12 protein-coding genes are annotated in these 16,793 nt (G+C 35.8%); 7 read left to right on the forward strand and 5 right to left on the reverse strand.

Translation table 11 applies throughout. The annotated features are described in order from the left end of the window. Window positions 1–27: 27 nt before the first annotated feature. From M595_RS03610 to M595_RS03640, 7 genes are all read left to right on the forward strand, one after another. Entirely contained in the window at window positions 28–1,797 is a 1,770-nt protein-coding gene (locus M595_RS03610; protein ID WP_023064662.1) for a hypothetical protein, read from the forward strand. 138 nt (window positions 1,798–1,935) lie between these two features. Continuing rightward, window positions 1,936–2,892 (forward strand): sulfotransferase family protein, encoded by a 957-nt coding sequence (locus M595_RS03615; protein WP_023064660.1) that lies wholly within the window; start codon window positions 1,936–1,938, stop codon window positions 2,890–2,892. Window positions 2,893–3,054: 162 nt separating this feature from the next. Beyond that, window positions 3,055–4,017 carry a glycosyltransferase family 2 protein gene (locus tag M595_RS03620; protein ID WP_023064667.1) on the forward strand — a complete coding sequence of 321 codons (963 nt, stop codon included), beginning with the start codon at window positions 3,055–3,057 and terminating at the stop codon, window positions 4,015–4,017. Continuing rightward, window positions 4,014–4,913 (forward strand): sulfotransferase family protein, encoded by a 900-nt coding sequence (locus tag M595_RS03625; protein WP_023064648.1) that lies wholly within the window; start codon window positions 4,014–4,016, stop codon window positions 4,911–4,913. Before M595_RS03620 ends, M595_RS03625 begins: the two co-directional genes overlap by 4 nt. Before the next feature lie 62 nt (window positions 4,914–4,975). Then, entirely contained in the window at window positions 4,976–5,788 is an 813-nt protein-coding gene (locus M595_RS03630) for a sulfotransferase domain-containing protein (protein WP_023064668.1), read from the forward strand. Window positions 5,789–5,855: 67 nt separating this feature from the next. Continuing rightward, entirely contained in the window at window positions 5,856–6,677 is an 822-nt protein-coding gene (locus M595_RS03635; RefSeq protein WP_023064637.1) for a sulfotransferase family protein, read from the forward strand. A gap of 53 nt (window positions 6,678–6,730) precedes the next feature. Further along, complete coding sequence (locus M595_RS03640) at window positions 6,731–7,870, forward strand: glycosyltransferase family 4 protein (protein ID WP_083492768.1); 1,140 nt, start codon at window positions 6,731–6,733, stop codon at window positions 7,868–7,870. Window positions 7,871–8,125: 255 nt separating this feature from the next. Here the strand turns inward: M595_RS03640 and M595_RS03645 are convergent, their stop codons facing one another. The 5 genes from M595_RS03645 to M595_RS03665 form a co-directional block, all read right to left on the reverse strand. Further along, window positions 8,126–8,593 carry a hypothetical protein gene (locus tag M595_RS03645; RefSeq protein WP_023064723.1) on the reverse strand — a complete coding sequence of 156 codons (468 nt, stop codon included), beginning with the start codon at window positions 8,591–8,593 and terminating at the stop codon, window positions 8,126–8,128. A gap of 439 nt (window positions 8,594–9,032) precedes the next feature. Further along, window positions 9,033–11,411, reverse strand: coding sequence for a hypothetical protein (locus M595_RS03650; RefSeq protein ID WP_023064640.1), 2,379 nt, complete (start codon window positions 11,409–11,411; stop codon window positions 9,033–9,035). 1 nt (window position 11,412) lies between these two features. Continuing rightward, on the reverse strand, window positions 11,413–15,375 hold the full coding sequence (locus tag M595_RS03655; protein ID WP_023064624.1) for a hypothetical protein: 3,963 nt from the start codon (window positions 15,373–15,375) through the stop codon (window positions 11,413–11,415). 417 nt (window positions 15,376–15,792) lie between these two features. Next, the gene (locus M595_RS03660; RefSeq protein WP_023064686.1) at window positions 15,793–16,032 is read right to left on the reverse strand and encodes a helix-turn-helix domain-containing protein; all 240 of its coding nucleotides are present in this window, start codon (window positions 16,030–16,032) and stop codon (window positions 15,793–15,795) included. 202 nt (window positions 16,033–16,234) lie between these two features. Beyond that, window positions 16,235–16,783: a cyclic nucleotide-binding domain-containing protein gene (locus M595_RS03665; protein ID WP_023064716.1), complete on the reverse strand. Its 549-nt coding sequence runs from the start codon at window positions 16,781–16,783 to the stop codon at window positions 16,235–16,237. Window positions 16,784–16,793 lie beyond the last annotated feature (10 nt).

The raw sequence follows: 16,793 nt of genomic DNA on the forward strand, positions 1-16,793 counted from the left end.
GTTTACTTCTAATTCGGTTGAGTTCGTATGAGAGAAAAATTCTTAAAAATCAAAAAAAATCTTATTTATTTTCTCTGTGGGTTCTTACTCGCTGCTTTTATGCTTCCGAGCTTACCAAATTTATCTATTAATCTATTTTCTCAGGATCAAAAAATTATTGCATTAAGTCAAAATTTGAATCGGGAAAATATTAACTCTCCTTTAGGAATTAACTTAAATGGAATTGCGTATTGGTCATCACAGCAGCCCTTTTTAGATTACTTTAAGTCTTCCCGACAATGGATTACTCAGTGTGCCAAAGCCGATCCTGATTGTCGGGGAGAATGGAATACCAAAGAAGAAGAACTTTTGGATTTAGATGAAAATGGTTGGGTGAAGTCTTTACCTTCTCCAGAAGATTCTCCCGAATATACTCGGGTAAGCACTGTATTTATGAAAGGAACTAAAGGAATACCGAATCAATTTGTAGGAGGAAAATATATTGTTTTGTATGAGGGAGAAGGAAAGATAAGCTATGGTTTATCTGCCAAGCAGGATGAAGCCGCTTCAACTCCGGGTCGAGATGTGATTGATGTCGATGCCTCAAAATCAAACGGAATATTAATAACAATTTTAGAAACCGATCCGAATAAAACCGGAAATTATATTAAAAATATTAGGGTTATTAAAGCAGAAAATGAAAGCTTGTATCGCAGTGGAGGAATTTTTAATCCCGAATTTATTGAAAAAATTAATAAGTTTAGATCCTTGCGTTTTATGGACTGGATGGGAACAAATCATTCCCAACAAAAAGAGTGGAAAGATAGGCCAACACCCGATATGGCTACTTATACTCTCAAAGGTGTTCCTCTAGAAGTCATGGTGGCTTTGGCGAATCAAGTTCAAGCCGATCCTTGGTTTAATATGCCTCACATGGCGACAGATGAATACATGGCTAACTTTGCTCAATCTGTTAAGAAGAGTCTCGACCCGAATCTGAACGTTTATGTCGAGTTTTCCAATGAAGTTTGGAACTGGAATTTTCAACAAACTCATTATGCTTTAAAACAGGGTCAGAAGCGGTGGGGTGAAGATAAAGGAGATGCTTTTCGACAATGGTACGGAATGCGATCCGCTCAGATGTGTGAGATTTGGAAAGGAACTTTCGGGAATGAAAAAGGTCGTGTTGTTTGTGTTATGGGCGCTCACACCAATGCAAAAGGGAGCGAAACCAAAGTTTTAGATTGTCCTTACTGGGTAGCAGAAGGAAATAAACCCTGTTATCAACATGGAATTGATGCCTATGCAATTACGGGATACTTTAGCGGTGCGTTAGGTCAGCCTGAAAACGCTAGTACAGTTGAGTCTTGGCTGAAAGACCGAGATGAAGGTATGAAAAAAGCATTTAAGCAGTTGAGAAAAGGAGGTCTATTACCCGACGATCGTGACAGTTTGATGGATAACTATGAAAAATTTGTTTATCATTCCAATATCGCCAAAGAAAGAGGTCTTCAGCTCGTGGCTTATGAAGGAGGTCAACATATTGTCGGCCGTAAAGATGTGGTTAATAATGAAAAGCTGACCAACTTTTTTATTGAAATCAATCGCCATCCCCAGATGTATGAACTCTACACCCAGTTATTCAAAGACTGGAAAGAAGTTGGGGGAACCATGTTTATGCACTTCGTTGATGTGGGTAAACCAACAAAGTGGGGAAGTTGGGGTGCATTAGAATATGTAGATCAATCCGAGTCTCCAAAATACAGTGCTTTGATGGACTTTATTACTCAAAACTCTTGTTGGTGGGAGGGATGCTAAGTTTGTAAAAATTCAATAAAATCAAAAAATAATGATAAACTGTAGAAAGAATTTAGAACTAAATAAATAGTGCTTGATCGCACGATATTTGGAATCATCTTTTCCCTGAAGACTTCCTATTCTAGAGGTAATAGATTAATGCAGGACAACTCTCATTTTATTTCTGAACCGATCTTTCTAGTCGGCGCTGAACGCTCGGGTACAACAGTTTTAAGATTGATGTTAAAGCACCATCCCAAAATAGCCTGGTGCAATGAGTTTGAATATGCTGTAGATTTATTGTCCGATCAGAAACAATTCCCAGATTTAAATCGATATTATGAGTGGTTAGAAACTCATCGAGTCTTTCGAGCCACAGGTTTTGAAATTGACCGCAGCCTGAGTTATCCTGAACTTGTGAATAGTTTTCTTGTTCAGAAACGGGATACAGAGGCCAAGAAAATCATCGGTGCTACAGTTCACCGCCACTTTGAGCGAGTGTTGCAGATCTGGCCTGATGCTCGTTTCATTCACGTTATTCGAGATGGTCGAGATGTGGCTCGATCTTGTATTGGTATGGGTTGGGCTGGTAATGTCTGGTTTAGTGTAGAACGTTGGCGTGAAGCTGAACAGTTATGGGATCAGGTCAAAAAAATTGTTCCCGAAAGTAGACGATGTGAACTTAGTTATGAAGAACTAATTGCCGAACCTGTGTTAACTTTAACAAAAGTTTGTGAGTTTCTCGGAGTTCCTTTTGATGAGGAAATGTTCGCGTATACTAAGAATAGTCGATATGAGTTCCCCGATCCAAAATATATTGCCCAATGGAAACGGAAAATGTCGGAACGAGATGTGCAGTTAGTCGAGAAAAAAATCGGCAATTTATTAGTCGAACGAGGCTATGAACTGAGCGGATATCAGCCCATCAAGGTCACGCCGATGATGGAGAAACAACTGAAAGTCCAAAATTGGTGGGGAAGACTACAAGGCCGTGTGGAACGCTTGGGATGGTCTTTAGTTCTCGAAGACTTCGTTGCCCGAAAGTTTGGCTCTAAGGATTGGCAAAAGAAAGTCCTACTCCAAATTAATGCAGTTTATCAAAGCCGACTCAAGTAGGGAAGACGATTCTCAATGCCTCAACAATTCTATAATTTTTTTTCTTGATTTTACTGAGATTGTGAGCAATGAGTCTAGACAACTATAGCTCCACATGAAAGTAAAATTTTAGACCATTTTCTTAAATTCTGAAGCTTGTAAATGTTGTAATTGATAAAGCTAATGTCTCTGGCGATTATTATTCTTAACTACCGAACACCGAAGCTGGTCATTGATTGTTTAGCTTCTCTTGAATCAGAAGTTAAAATTGAACGAGATACAGTTATTGTTGTAGATAATGCTTCGGGTGATCGCTCAGTAGAAATGATTGAAGCGGCGATCACCCAAAACAACTGGAGCAAGTGGGCGCGAGTTTTAGCCTCTCCGGTGAATGGGGGTTTTTCTGCGGGAAATAACGTGGGAATTAAATCAGTTGAAGCGGATGCTTATTTGCTTTTAAATAGTGATACAATTATCAAGAAGGGTACGATTGATTTACTGTTAAAGGCAATGCAAGCTTATCCAGAAGCAGGATTAATTAGTCCTCGTCTAGAGTGGCCAGATGCCCAACCTCAAATCAGTTGTTTTCGTTACCATTCTCCCTGGAGTGAACTCATTGCATCTGCGGCAACTGCACCCGTTACCCAACTTTTGAAAAAATATGATGTCCCGATTCCCGTGTCTGATGTTCCCTTTGAACCCGAGTGGACAAGTTTTGCTTGTGTATTAGTTCGCCGGGAAGTCATAGAGCAAGTCGGTTTAATGGATGAAGGATATTTCATGTATTATGACGACGTAGACTATTGTCGTCAAGCTAGAGATGCGGGCTGGAAAATTCTTCACTGGCCTGAAGCTAGAGTTGTTCATCTCCGAGGTGGAAGTGGTTCTGTCAAATCAGATGTTGCCGCTCGGAAACGACCCCGACCCTATTTGTACGCATCGAGATCGCGATATTTTGCCAAATTCTACGGCGTTCTGGGTTTAGGTCTGGCTAACTTTTGTTGGTTAGTCGGTCGGATGATTTCCCTTGCTCGTGAGTTAGTGAAACATAAATCACCTCATATCTGCGAGTACCAAGCTCAAGATATTTGGATGAATTGGCAAAGCCCAATGAAACCCCCACTGCTACCCGAAAAACAACAATGAGCAAATATCCAGATTTTATGATTATTGGTGGTATGAAATGTGCCACTAGCACCTTGCACGAACAACTGGCTCTGCAACCAGGTATCTTTATGAGTGAGCCAAAAGAACCCTATTTTTTTAGTAATGATGAGGTGTATATCAAGGGAATAGAATGGTATCTTTCTCTGTTTAAAGAAGCTTCAGAAAATGACCTTTGTGGCGAGTCTAGTACCCACTATACCAAGTTACCCACCTATCCTCAAACCATTAAACGTTTAAATCAACATTGTCCGAATGCAAAATTTATTTATGTGATGCGACATCCGATTGATCGGTTGATTTCTCAATACATCCATGAATGGACAATGCGAGTCATTTCAGTTGATATTAACTCCGCAGTTGATCAACATCAAGAACTGATTGATTATAGCCGTTATACGATGCAATTAGAGCCATATTTTGAAACTTTTGGCTCAGATCAAGTCCTTCCTGTTTTCTTTGAAAGGATGTTGACATCTCCTCAAGAAGAATTAGAAAGAGTCTGTGAGTTTATCGGTTATTCGGGTCAACCCCAATGGGATTTTGAACTTGATGCGAAGAATGTTTCTACCCAACGACTGCGTAAAAGTGCTTGGCGTGACTTGTTAACAGAAACTCCCGGTTTACGAGAACTGCGACGGTGGTTTATTCCTAAAAGTTTTCGGGACTGGGTGAAAGATTTCTGGACAATGAAGCAAAAACCTAAGTTAGCACCCGAAAATATCGAGAAACTGGAGGCTATCTTTGATCAAGACTTAGCCAAACTCGGCTCTTGGTTGGGAATAGAATTGAATTGTAAAAACTTTAAAACAATGGTCAAAGAAAGCGAAAGAAATTGGGTGTCTGTTCCCCAGAAATTCTTCTCAAATTCCGTTTAACTGCCGAGATATTTTTATAAACAAAAACTGTTGCGTCATTCTTCAAAAATTAGGACAAAAAAATGATTAAAAGTTTGATTAAAAATGTTGCCTATCCCCTGATAAAATCTTACCCCGATTTTTTAGTCATTGGAGCGCAAAAAGCCGGAACAACTTCCCTGTATAACTATTTAATTCAGCATCCTCAAGTCATTGGAAATGAATCTTGGAAAGAGATTCGTTATTTTGACTTACAGGAAAATTACAGTCAAGGATTGGGTTGGTATTTAGGAAACTTTCCCTCAAAACGAGAAAAGGGAAACAGACTAACCTTTGATGCTTCTCCGAGTTATCTCTATTTTGATTACGTTCCCGAATTAATTAAGAAGGATTTAGGGAATATTAAAATGATTGCTATCCTCAGAAACCCGGTTGATCGAGCCTATTCTGCATGGCAAATGTATCATAGTTTTGCAGATAATTCTCACGATCATCTCCGTAATATCGCTGATGAAAGAACGTTTAAGCAAGCAATAGACGACGAGCTAAATGGTCTCTCAGCGAAATATCCGTTTGATTATATTAATCGAGGGAAATATGCTCAACAACTCCAAAACTACTATAAGCATTTTGACAAAGAGAACTTGCTGATCTTCAACTTAAATCAGTTCAAAGAAAATGTAGAAACTTTACTGAATAGTACCTGTGACTTTCTCAGTCTAGCACGTTTCTCGCCGGAAAAACTGCAAGAATTCAAGCAGACAAAATACAATGCAGGTAAGTATAAAGTCGAGAAAAGTGAGTCCGATCTTCAGGTTATTCAGCAGTTGAAAGATTATTTTGTTCCCTACAATGAAGAACTTTACAACCTATTAGGATATCGCTATACCTGGTAATGGCTAAATCATCAATTCTATACGGTTAATCATTTAAAGCGTGTTATGTAGTTGAGAAGGTATGATCATGCTCAAACAACTTATAAAGGAGGTGATTTATTCCACTTACCCAATCTGGAAGTCAAAACCTGATTTTCTGATTATAGGCGCTCAAAGATCGGGAGTAACTTCACTATATCGTTACCTTGCTCAACATCCTCAAAGTTTGATTACATGGACATGGAGAGAAACCTATTATTTCGATGTCCATGACAACTATAACAAAGGTTTGGGCTGGTATCTCAAACATTTTCCTTCTAAAGTTCGTAAGGGAAAAAAACTCACCTTTGAAGCCGCACCCAGTTATCTCTATCATCAATATATTCCCCCAAGAATTCAACAGGATTTAGGAAATATTAAGATGATTGCTATACTCAGAAACCCAGCATATCGGGCTTATTCAGCATGGCAAATGTTTCAGAACTATTCTACAAATCCCGATCCGTATTTAAGAGGAATCGCTGATTATAGAACCTTTTCTGAGGCGATCGCACAGGAGTTAGACTTTCATTCTACTCAGCCTAAATATCATTACCAATACATTGAAAAAGGAAAATATGCTAATTATCTAGAAAACTACTATAAATATTTTAACTTTCAAAATATTCTAGTTCTCAACTTTGAACAATTTCGCGATAATTTGAGTGCTGTTTTAGATCAAGTTTGTAATTTTTTAGAGATTGAACCCTTTTCCGGTGATCAAATTAAACAGTTACAAAATCAAAAATATGCAACTGCTAACTATGTAAAACATCCTGGGGATCAAGATGCTGTAGAACAACTGAAAGCTTATTTTTTTCCTGAAAATAAAAAGCTGTCTGATCTTTTAAATTGTTGTTTTGATTGGTGAATTCACCGTTCACAAGGATACATTAAGTCTAAATTTTAGCTCAGAGGAAATTTATGATGCGTCAAATCAATATTGGTTACTATTCTGCTAAAAACTATTTAGATAAGAATACCTTTTCAGGAACATTATATCATATGCACAGAGCCTTGAGTAATCAGAATATCAATCTGATTAACTTGGGGAATCCGAGCAAACCTTCTATCTGGCAAAAACCTTTAAAACTTGTTAATAAAGCGAGTTCTTTGTTAAACAGAAAAGAGGTGAATCCGAATTCATTTTATGAGAAATTTTCTCAATCTGTTCAAAAAACTCTCAGCAAGAAGCCTTGTGATTTAATTTTTGCTCCAGTTTCTTCAAAAGAATTAGGTTTTTTAGAAACTGATTTACCAATCATCTATTTATCAGATGCTACCCCTAAACTGATTAAAGAAACCTACAAAATTTATTCTAGTGAAGAAGAATTTTTACAAGCATCTCAACAGGAATTTGTCGCTGTCAAAAAAGCCACCAAACTTGTTTATTCTTCCGAATGGGCTGCTAATTCAGCAATTAACGATTATGAAGTCGATCCGAACAAAATTGAAATTGTACCTTTCGGAGCCAATGTAGACAAAGTTCCAGAGGCGAGTGAAACTCTGAAAAAATGTGAAATCTCTAAATGTCATTTATTATTTATAGGTAAAGATTGGGAAAGAAAGGGAGGAAATATTGCTTATCAAACTCTCCTTTCTTTATTAGAGATGGGAGTAGATGCCGAACTTCTGATGATTGGGTGTGTTCCGCCATCAGAATATCAACACGAAAAGCTTAAAGTTATTCCTTTTTTGAATAAAAATATTCCTGAAGAACAAGAACAGTTTAGTCAATTATTACTAAACTCTCACTTTCTCGTTTTCCCCACTCGTGCTGATTGTTCACCCATTGTAATTTGTGAAGCGAATGCCTACGGTATTCCTGTAATAACAACAGATGCAGGTGGGATTCCAACAATTCTGAAAGAAGGTAAAAACGGTTATATACTACCTTTATCAGCAGGGGGTGACGAATATGCGAAAAAAATTGCCACTAACTTCTCCAATAAAGAGACATATGAACAGCTTGTGCGTTCTTCTCGAAAAGAATACGATGAGCATTTGAACTGGAATAAATGGGCTGAATCTATGTACAAAATTATGACCAATGTGATTCAGTAGACTCTACCCCGTAAGGGAAAACAGCAGAAACCTAAATTGTGAGGTTTAGGTTTTTCTCGCTATAATCTTCAATTTATCGGTGAGAGGATGTCAATGTCTCACTTCCGATTTACAATTATTTTTTGGTGATCTCCCCAGAGGATAGCGTCAAATGAGGTTAATCTTGATTGCCATAAACCCTGAAGTTTAAAAACAGTTTTAGTTCTGTTTTGATTCCAGCTTACAGTAATCAAAGCTTGGAATTAAAATTTAAAATCAGTATTTGTAGATTGCTCCGGTGGGATGAAGATGAACGGTACTTTCCCCGGAGAAATCGGAACTGGGTAGAACTGTAACATTGACAAGATTATTATCAGTTGTAACCTGGAATTTCAGAGATGAAGAAGTCGATTGAGGATTAATAACAATATAAGAATCTTTCGCCAAATTTGCTAACTGAGTCTCGCCACCATTCGCTACGGTTCGAGTTTCCATTGGGCCTGTTGTGAGGCTGTATTCGATCGCAATTCCACTCTGATTAACAATATTAACATTTACAGACTCTTGAGGGTTAACCCGAGCCACAGGTTGCCAAAAACCGGGTTGATAGGTAGAAGCAGGGCTTTGTTGTTGGGCGATCAGTTCGTTAGCGGGAGTAAGAATCGCTTGGGCATTTTCCCCCATCCCGAAGATAGTGATCCAAATAATAACTCCGCTAGCGACAGCGACTTTTAGCAAATGCACGAGAAGAACCTCCACTCAAACTAGATTATTGTTATTCTAGACTCCTAGTGGGTGAAGATGTTCCATTAACTCTGAGTGAATTGCATCGATAAAAATTCAAAGTACATTGATCAAACTTCATCTAGAGGTGAAATTACAGAGAAAACTGATCACTCATTCAGTAATACAACCGCTACAATTTTAGCTGATTGAGCATTCTGTTTCTAAGTTGACAACTCAGCCTTGCTATTGCTACCGTTTTTGCTGGCGTGAGGATAGAAGTACTTATTAATGGTCATAGTGAAAAATTTGTTAATACGCGATCGCAATATTTTGAGTGATAAAACTAAAGAAATTAAGCTTAAAATCTATATCTTATGTCTGTATTGTTTAATCTTCACAGAGAGATAGCTAGATCGCTAAGTACAGTATCTTATTTTTAAGAGGTAGTTAGCCTATGTTAATTTTCAATCAATACTTTTGCTATTTTTTGTAGTAAAGATGATTGACTATTATCGCTAATCTTAAGAACATTTTGAGTTAGTGTGCTAAAGTGCAAAGCAGCTATAGGATGCTCAATTAATTCTGATGTAGAGATAAATTCTCCCGAATACTTTTTCCCAATTAAATGATAAACTCTAAATCCTTTCTTTATTGTTTCATTAATATTGTTTTTAGGGGGAACAAAGTACTGAATAAATGATTCGTTATGTAGATCAAAACATATCCTATTCTTTATTTTGTTTATAGGTTTTGTTTTCAAGTTATAATAGCTAATTAATGGTAATAAGTCAGCACTATCTTTTTTATTAATTTTTTTATTAATTTTCAAAGTTTCATTTTCAATCTCTTTTATAACGTTATGTCGTCCTATTAATGTAGGTGTAAAGTTATCGCTAGTGTAACAATTAATATATAGTTTTTCAGATTCGTCTACAAAATATTGTTGGTCATTTATCAATTTTTCGGAATTATTTCTTTGTTTTCTTAAAAAGTTGAATTTTCTTTTAATTTCATTAATATCCCGCATTGTATCTTTGAGATAGATGCGATCATTCTTGTAAAGAAACTGTACTGCTACTGCTTGAGCTTCTTTATTTCTTGGACTTCTTACATAGATCGCCCAAAATTCTTGTTCTGAAAATGATTGAGGAATTATGGTTAAGCCAAGATCGGGGTTTATTAAACTTTGTTTTATCCAGTTTTTGATTCCTATTTCAATTATAATTTTCTTAAATTCAGGAGCAATTTTGAGTTTATGTACATTACAAAAATTTTCCCATGCTTCACTATCTTCCTGCTGGCTTAGATAGCAAGCTAAATAATCTTCTACCTCTAAATATTGCCCATTAGAGAAAGTTAGGCAATCTTGTTGAAGCGTATCTATGTCTATGCTTGAAGGATAGTTGACAGCAGCAAAATTTGTTTCTTGTTCATTTTGAGAATTTTGCCTTGCTTGTTGTGCTATTTTAAACGCAGGTATGTTTATACCTTGAATACTATAAAACTCACCCATATCTAAATAGTTGTATTTACTTTTTAACTGAGAATATAAATCGATTTTTGATCGCCCATCTAGTTTAGTTGAAGGACACCATAAGTCATCATCTCTTTGATAAGCCATCGAGCCGACTTCTTCTTCTAAAAGTTTATTGAAAATCAAGTAGTTTTTTTGCTTATTTAGTTCAATACTAGACCAAGGAATAACTTCGGTAATTCTCCAGCAAATATCGTCTTCATCCTCATTTTCTATTTTTTCATAGGTACTAACAGTCTTGCCTGAATTATAAAAGGTAAGAATAGGAATTCCTTTATTTCTTAGAAATTTTTGTAAAAATTGTTGCTCGCTTTCGGTTAAGTCAATTCCTGTATTATTAATAATTTCTAAGGATTCTACGGCTTCTATGTTTTTGATAAAGGGATTTTCTAAATAATGGTCAGCCTGAAAGTCAAGGATTTCAAACTTAATATCGCATTCTTTTAAAAAATCCTCAAGTTTGTTCATTAGGTTTTGATAATGATAAAGCTGAGTCTTTTTAAATCTGCCGTATTTTTCGTCCTCTTTATCTTTACGGAAATCCATAAAGTATATATAATTTGACCGACGAGCATCAAGATTACGGTCGAAATAATATTTTTTATTTTTATAGACTAACAACTCTCCTAAATCTTCACCATCTAAAGTTTTATAATCTTTTTTGTCTTTAGATAAAAATAATCGCCTTTTTCTAGTCAGCTTTAGAGTTAATACATCGTGGTAATTGTATTTAACTAACAAACTTTGTCCCCAAACATCAAGACCGCTTTTCGATTTAGTGAAATGTTTAGGATGAAGAAAAAAAAGTTCTTCAAAGCCTTTGATTGTCTCGCTAGGCAATACCGAAGAAAGAAGATACAATTTAAAGACTAGATTGAAAATTCTTTCTCTGTTGTTTTCAAACAATCGTTTCCAACTAGAATTTTGTTTGTTCGGGGACAAGAAAAATATATAGTTCTTACCGTTGCTATGAGAAAGAAAGTATTGTATGTCTGAATATTCTACTTCTTCTCCATGTTGAGAAAGTCTTTTCTTTACTTCATTTTTGATATATTTGTGTCTTTCCCGATAAAAGTCAGCTCGTGAGTTATCATTAGAAGATTCTGCTTCGGAAGTGCTATTGTCAGAATTACGATCTTCTTCATCTGTTGTAGGTGGATACTGAAGCTCAAAATACTGTATTCCTTTGCCAGTTTTAAAAAGATACTGGTATAGTTGTTCGGCAATATCTTGATTCGGTAATATTTTAAGCTGGTTAGTGCGCGATATGTCAGATTTTGCTTCAATTAACAGATCTTTCATTTCACTTCTGGAATAAAAAATTTCTCAAAATAGCAGATTCAACGGGACAATTCTGGAAGTTGAAGTAAATCAAGTTACCTGAACACAGTGTAGCATCATGCTGGTGAATTTTTTCTTGGCTAGCGTGTAGATTCAATAATAGTCCTTTGACTGCTTTGAATTCTGGATCTGGATAATATCCAGCTATAGTTTTTAGCTTCTCCTTGGATTTGTTAACAGCAAGTTTCGATAAGCGATTTCCTGATGCTCTACTCCAAGCTTTTACATCAATACAAAATAAAACTTTGTTGCAAATATAGTAAAGATCGAAGCGTTCGTAAAGTTGAGGATATTTTTTAAAATCTAATAATTGCTCGAAACCGTAGTATGCTTTTATTGTTTTCCAGTCTTTTCCCTGAAAAATTATGTCTTTGATCCAACGTTCTACAAAGCTTTCGGTTAGCGATGGATACAAAATATCGTAAAAGAAGCAATAACGAGGTATGTAACTATCAAAAATATCTGGTTGCGGAATCAATTTATTGTATAGCTGGTAGATTGAGTTAGTAGAGACATTGATGCTAATTTTATTCCCTTCTAAATCGTAACCTTGAGAGTTCGCTTTTAGATGTTCGGGATACAGTCGCTGTTGATATGGATATATTCTTTCGCCATGAATGCTATCGCTAATAATTTGAAACTGTTTCCCTTCTTCCTCTACTGAAGCTAAATATGGAGTAAATTCAGAATCCTCAGATTTAATATAAAACAAGGAGTCAATAAACTCATTGGGTAACAGCTCTAGTTTCTGCAAATTTTCTAAATATTCAGATGGATTTTTGAATACAATAGGATCACGTAATCTATCCCATACTTTGTTGATATCAAAATTACTCTTACACTCATGAAATAGTTCTATCTCCTCTAACATTGTTTTTCTAAATTTTTGAAAAGCTAAATCGGCATCAATTTCATCATATATGTGGTCTTCATAGTTTTTTATAGCTCGCTTTTGCGCTTCTACTAAAACTCTCGAGTAAACCTCATAGTTATTAACAGACAGTTTGTCAATTTCGTTTGGCTCTTGTTTCTGTAGATAATTGTAAAAAATAACTAAATTTTTTCTAGTTTCTTCGTTGATAAATATTTTAATAACTTGTGGGTCAAAATATCGCCTTTCCGACCTTCCAATCGCTTGCACAATTGCCTTACCCAATAAAATCTGATGTTGTTGAGCGCGAAATTGAGCAGCCTCTGGTTTACTTAGGTATTCGTTAAAGTCTTTAATCTCTATATTCGATTCGCTAAGATTAACAATATTTTTCATTAAGGCAAAATGATAAAGAGTAGTATTTTTATCGGCTTCATCATCTTTCGACTTTCTAGAAGGTGATTTTACTGCTGTATAGTAACTATCCATCAATAAAACTAGAGAATCGAAGTCCTTTTCTCTTCCCTTCTGGGTTTTTACTATGGGATTCAATCCTTTTGATGCTGACTGATAAGCGGAAATAAAAAATATCTTTTCTTCTTCTTTTTCGACAAGTTCATCTAAGTAAGTTCTGTTACTATCTTTATCATAGTAATCCTTGTTGAAAGAAGCTCTGTATAAAATCAGCTTGACGCGAATTTCACTTGAGTATTTCTTGTGTTGTACTTTTACATAATATATGCTGGGATGTTCTGAAGATTTTTCAAATATAAAATTACTGCTATTGACCGCCAGACAATATTCTATTAATTTTTTGATCCAGCGTAGACTTTGAGTAAAAGCAATTGTTTCTTGAACATCATCATCTTCAAAGAGATAAAATAAAAAGCGAGTAAATTTGCATAGCTCCTGTTTTTTATAATCCCCCAAATAACTAACGTTTTGTTCTTCCTGTGAACTGCGGATAAAATCTTTCAAGATCTGGCTCTCAAATCTTTCTGCTACCTCCTTTGTTTGATCGTTAGGAAATGACTCCCAATCTTTACCGAAAAATCCCACGGTAGTATGTCTATGCTGTTGTCGATAATTTCTGATTTCTTCGCAAAGATCAACTTCTAATTCGCTCATAGCTTGAAAAGAGCTTTGACCAGACTCGCGACGCAACTTATCTTCCATATAAGACATATCGTAACTGGTAGTCAGATCACCATAAATTCCCCCAGTGGCAGAAATTGAAAAAATTACGTTGGCATTGTTCACCAGCATTGATTTCATTTTATATTCGGGAGAAGTAAGAATAGCAGTGCTGCCGATAGAAACTTCTAGTAGTGCCGAATCTATGAGATTATTTTTAGAGTTCTGATAGCGAGATATTTCTTTAATATTTATAATCGGTTTGTTGCTTTCATAGACATACTGACGATCTAAATATTGATGTTTTTGCCTATCGCTCTGTGTCGCATTTTCTTCATCGGCTTTTTGAACCTTACTTATTTGCTTTGACCAAATATCTAAAGCATGAGATTGAGAATCATCAGCATCTAAAACGTTAGCCAAAATCTTTTTAGTCTTTCCAATTTGCGATCGCATAGCTAAAATGACATAAATCAATTCAGCTACAGAGGTTTTGTCCGATACTGTTTTTTCCATAATACGAACATGACCTCCAGAAGCTTTGCTAAGATACAATTTTTGTAGAGCTTTGATGTTGTAAATGTACAAGTTGTTATAGCAAAAGATATTCATTAGATCGTTTCCGATCTGATTGTATAGTCGTTGAGGGATTAACAGACTTCTGGTATTTTCAAATTTCGCTAACACCCTAGATATCATTTCAAAATTGAAATCAATAGGAGTCTCTTGATCATAATTATTAAAAATTGCTACAATATCGGCTAAAGATTCTTCTATTCCTTTGCTAATAGATATTAAACTTTGCAAAAACTTTATCGAACTTCCTTCTTCAAAAGTAATTTTTTGATATGTACTAAGGTATTGTTGTAATTCTGGATCGAGTATTTTTCCTTTTTCTAAATGCTCCTGAAATTCATCAAAAGCTCCAGGATTGCGATCAAGAAAATTTAATAATTCTCTGTTTGAATTATTTCTATTAAAAAAAATTAATCCAAACTCCCGATAAATTGATGACAGTGCATTGTTAATTGCCATATCTTCGGGAGAAATAATATCTATCTTTTTCTTGAGCATAATTTGATAACCATCTTCTTGCTCGTCAAAAGCTAAGATAAATTTCCTGGAGCTATTTGTATTTTGAACTACATACTTATCTAAATGTTCGTTCCTCTTAACCCATTTTTTGCCGTTGTGGATAAAATAGGGTATTTTAGTTTCAAATTTATCGTAAGTAAGCAATAAGATACCAGATTTATCTCGAAGAAGATATAAAGGAAAAAATATTTTAATTAGCTCCGAACATTCATTCGATAAGTTATCTTTTTCTAATTCGCATTTTATGTAAAATTCTAAAAAGCTCTCCAACGCATTGTTTAATTCTCTTTTAGCTCTAGTAATTTCCGATTTGTTATATTCCTCATCCCCCAAACCTATCGTCTTAATGTAATCAAGACGGTTAATGACACCTTTCGCTGTTTTTAGTTTTTGCTTATGTTCTTCAACTTTATCTTTAAAAGAGGCTAAAGAGGCTTGTTTCCACAGTTTTGTGTTTTTCAGGATTAAAGGTATCCATTTTTTATAGAGTAGAATGTATTTGTCCGTCGTCTTCATTTCTAAGGAATTTATAGTATAGACGGGGATATTTTGATATTTATCTTTAACTTGACTGGGAACAGATAAATGTTCTCTTAACGGAGCAACATAAATACCAATAGTTTGAATATATGGATACTTTTCAATCGTTTGGCACATCGCTTCAAACAACTGGTGAGTCTTACCCGAACCCGTACCATAATTAATGAGCTTGAATTGTGAATGATTTTCTTGAAAACTCTTTTCTATGATGTTTAAATAAGAATTGAGAATCTGATCGCGAATTAATTTTAACTGTCCAACAGCAATATTTCTTTCTTCTTGCATTATCAGTAACTAATTCTCTAAGTTCGTGGGTATCTTTATAAGGATAGTACAAAGGTTTTGTATTGCTTACTTTATTTTATTTTTTCTATATAATCTTTTATTAAAGGTGATAAGATGTGGCCTCTTTAAGTCCTGATCTCACCCGTCATATCAAGCGATTTAGGGATTATCTGATTGATATGGAGGCTATTCCATCTGCCTTACAGCCTTGGATGCTGGTTTTTTAGCCACATCTATTACAAATCTTTACACCATGTTCAATTTTCCACGTATCTCCTCTTTGCACCAAAAAGGAAGTAATGGAATGAGAGCTATTGGTAAAATATAGAAGAATGCGGTTAGCATTGATGCACTCAGATTTTTTCTCCAAGAAATAAATGAGTATAAGCGCCACTTTTGGGGGCAAATTTTGCTTGCCTACTGTTGCTTAAAATATTTGTAAAGCAGATCAGACCCTTGTACACCCATTTCTGCGAGTTTTTGTTCTATTGCATTTAAAGCAAGCTGGGAGGGTTTGGCGCGTCCTCTTTCCCATCGGTTCACCGTTTGAAATGAAACACCCAGACTTGCGGCTAGTTTTTCTTGGGATAAACCTAAGCGTTCACGAAGGGTGCGAACAAGATTGGGGAGATCTGAAACAGGAGTAGTCACTGGCATTGTTATTTCCTAAACTCTATCTCAACGTTAAGATATAACACCCCTTATATTCAACAGTGACGATACTGAACTTTTAGCTTAATCGTTTGTATCTTTTTTTAAAAGAGTATCAGGGAAATTACGGATTTAACTCTTACAACCCTTGAGGAATAACAAGATCAGCTTACACCCTCACTCACCAATCTCCAATTTATTTTTTGATTCAAGAATCAGAAAAATCAACTCCTCGTAGACGCTTCATAATTAAATCAAACCGAGACAGATTGGGTTCAACCGGATTCTCTAACAGCGAGTTCGCCTGAGAAGAAGGAGTAAGGGTAGATGTCTTAGATTCGTCACTGAAGCGGTTAACTGTGTTTCGCAGTCGAGACGAGAGAAACTTGGTGACTGCTCGATAGAACCGCAGGGCAAAGAGGACATCCCGGTCTAGTTTTTCGGTCAATAATTGTCGGGGAATTGCCAATACCAGCGAATCTTCCACTGCTTTTACCGTCGCAGAGGGTAGACGTCCATCAATAAATGACATTTCCCCAAGAACTTCCCCACAGCCAATTTTACCAATTTCTTGATTTCCGACAGCGGCGACTGAAACGCTCAGAGTTCCCTCCAAAACAATATAAAGTGCTGAGATGGGTTGACCCTCGTGGATGAGAATCGTGTGAGCCGTCACCTTTTCTCGATTTCCATGGTTCACCATCCAGTCAATATCGCGATCATTTAATTCGCTTAAAATTACTAAAGCTTTGTTCATTAGAACCTGT

The sequence above is a fragment of the Lyngbya aestuarii BL J genome (assembly GCF_000478195.2).
In the GTDB taxonomy this organism is placed as follows: Bacteria; Cyanobacteriota; Cyanobacteriia; order Cyanobacteriales; family Microcoleaceae; genus Capilliphycus; species Capilliphycus aestuarii.

Bases quoted from the DNA above. Each gene is read 5' to 3' on its own strand.
- M595_RS03610 (WP_023064662.1), top strand. From the start codon at position 28: ATGAGAGAAAAATTCTTAAAAATCAAAAAAAATCTTATTTATTTTCTC.
- M595_RS03615 (WP_023064660.1), top strand. From the start codon at position 1,936: ATGCAGGACAACTCTCATTTTATTTCTGAACCGATCTTTCTAGTCGGC.
- M595_RS03620 (WP_023064667.1), top strand. From the start codon at position 3,055: ATGTCTCTGGCGATTATTATTCTTAACTACCGAACACCGAAGCTGGTC.
- M595_RS03625 (WP_023064648.1), top strand. From the start codon at position 4,014: ATGAGCAAATATCCAGATTTTATGATTATTGGTGGTATGAAATGTGCC.
- M595_RS03630 (WP_023064668.1), top strand. From the start codon at position 4,976: ATGATTAAAAGTTTGATTAAAAATGTTGCCTATCCCCTGATAAAATCT.
- M595_RS03635 (WP_023064637.1), top strand. From the start codon at position 5,856: ATGCTCAAACAACTTATAAAGGAGGTGATTTATTCCACTTACCCAATC.
- M595_RS03640 (WP_083492768.1), top strand. From the start codon at position 6,731: ATGATGCGTCAAATCAATATTGGTTACTATTCTGCTAAAAACTATTTA.
- M595_RS03650 (WP_023064640.1), bottom strand. From the start codon at position 11,411: ATGAAAGATCTGTTAATTGAAGCAAAATCTGACATATCGCGCACTAAC.
- M595_RS03655 (WP_023064624.1), bottom strand. From the start codon at position 15,375: ATGCAAGAAGAAAGAAATATTGCTGTTGGACAGTTAAAATTAATTCGC.
- M595_RS03660 (WP_023064686.1), bottom strand. From the start codon at position 16,032: ATGCCAGTGACTACTCCTGTTTCAGATCTCCCCAATCTTGTTCGCACC.
- M595_RS03665 (WP_023064716.1), bottom strand. From the start codon at position 16,783: ATGAACAAAGCTTTAGTAATTTTAAGCGAATTAAATGATCGCGATATT.